Below are 2075 nucleotides of genomic sequence, written 5' to 3'. Positions count from 1 at the left end.
TGTCTCTAAGGAGAAGTCCATTGAAAACTGAACAAGACGAAGCAAGTGCGGGTTACGGAAGTAACCTGTCAAAGACACAATAAACGGAAAAGCCAGAGAGGCTTAGCCGGACAAACTGTAATAATTAATGAGAGTTTGATCCTGGCTCAGGACGAACGCTGGCGGCGTGCCTAATACATGCAAGTAGAACGCTGAGTACTGGTACTTGTACGAGTATGAAGAGTTGCGAACGGGTGAGTAACGCGTAGGTAACCTACCTGATAGCGGGGGATAACTATTGGAAACGATAGCTAATACCGCATAATAGCTTTTAACTCATGTTAGAAGTTTGAAAGGAACAAGAGTTCCACTATGAGATGGACCTGCGTTGTATTAGCTAGTTGGTGAGGTAATGGCTCACCAAGGCGACGATACATAGCCGACCTGAGAGGGTGATCGGCCACACTGGGACTGAGACACGGCCCAGACTCCTACGGGAGGCAGCAGTAGGGAATCTTCGGCAATGGGGGGAACCCTGACCGAGCAACGCCGCGTGAGTGAAGAAGGTTTTCGGATCGTAAAGCTCTGTTGTAAGAGAAGAATGTTGGTGAGAGTGGAAAGTTCACCAAGTGACGGTATCTTACCAGAAAGGGACGGCTAACTACGTGCCAGCAGCCGCGGTAATACGTAGGTCCCGAGCGTTGTCCGGATTTATTGGGCGTAAAGCGAGCGCAGGCGGTTTCGTAAGTCTGAGGTCAAAGGCATTGGCTCAACCAATGTACGCCTTGGAAACTGCGAGACTTGAGTGCAGAAGGGGAGAGTGGAATTCCATGTGTAGCGGTGAAATGCGTAGATATATGGAGGAACACCGGTGGCGAAAGCGGCTCTCTGGTCTGTAACTGACGCTGAGGCTCGAAAGCGTGGGTAGCGAACAGGATTAGATACCCTGGTAGTCCACGCCGTAAACGATGAGTGCTAGGTGTTAGGCCCTTTCCGGGGCTTAGTGCCGGAGCTAACGCATTAAGCACTCCGCCTGGGGAGTACGACCGCAAGGTTGAAACTCAAAGGAATTGACGGGGGCCCGCACAAGCGGTGGAGCATGTGGTTTAATTCGAAGCAACGCGAAGAACCTTACCAGGTCTTGACATCCCAGTGACCGTCCTAGAGATAGGATTTTTCTTCGGAACACTGGTGACAGGTGGTGCATGGTTGTCGTCAGCTCGTGTCGTGAGATGTTGGGTTAAGTCCCGCAACGAGCGCAACCCCTATTGTTAGTTGCCATCATTAAGTTGGGCACTCTAGCGAGACTGCCGGTAATAAACCGGAGGAAGGTGGGGATGACGTCAAATCATCATGCCCCTTATGACCTGGGCTACACACGTGCTACAATGGTTGGTACAACGAGAGGCAAGCTGGTGACAGTAAGCAAATCTCTGAAAGCCAATCTCAGTTCGGATTGTAGGCTGCAACTCGCCTACATGAAGTCGGAATCGCTAGTAATCGCGGATCAGCACGCCGCGGTGAATACGTTCCCGGGCCTTGTACACACCGCCCGTCACACCACGAGAGTTTGTAACACCCGAAGTCGGTGAGGTAACCGTTAAGGAGCCAGCCGCCTAAGGTGGGATAGATGATTGGGGTGAAGTCGTAACAAGGTAGCCGTATCGGAAGGTGCGGCTGGATCACCTCCTTTCTAAGGAAAAAGGAAGCACTTGTGGCGTCTTGTTTAGTTTTGAGTGGTCTCAAAGGAAGAGACAGATGTGGGGCCTTAGCTCAGCTGGGAGAGCGCCTGCTTTGCACGCAGGAGGTCAGCGGTTCGATCCCGCTAGGCTCCATAGGATATTGTTCCTACACAACGTAATAGTCAGTGAAGTTGAACACGCAACTAACTTTTTAGGAAAGAAGTTTCGCAAAAGCGACCGTTGCTTAGTATCCTAAATTTGTCCATTGAAAATTGAATATCTATATCAAATTCCACAATTCAATAAAGTGAATTGTAAGAAAAGTAACAAGAAAATAAACCGAAAACGCTGTAAGTATTTAATGAGTTTTCTAATTTTGAGAAGAATTAGGTTAATAAGGTTAAGTTAATAAGG

The 2075-nt window shown here is 49.1% G+C and carries 1 tRNA gene and 1 rRNA gene; both read left to right on the top strand.

Features of this window, described 5'->3' with window-relative positions:
* The first annotated feature begins 123 nt into the window (after window positions 1-123).
* Window positions 124-1672: ribosomal RNA gene (locus ACFPQ3_RS00390) — 16S ribosomal RNA — on the top strand.
* Between the two features lie 69 nt (window positions 1673-1741).
* Window positions 1742-1814, top strand: a tRNA-Ala gene (locus ACFPQ3_RS00385).
* The last annotated feature ends 261 nt before the right edge of the window (window positions 1815-2075 follow it).

This window comes from Streptococcus caledonicus, from assembly GCF_042656225.1.
Classification (GTDB): Bacteria; Bacillota; Bacilli; order Lactobacillales; family Streptococcaceae; genus Streptococcus; species Streptococcus caledonicus.
The sequence above is the reverse complement of the archived record's forward strand: the minus strand, read 5'-3'. Positions and strand labels throughout refer to the sequence as shown.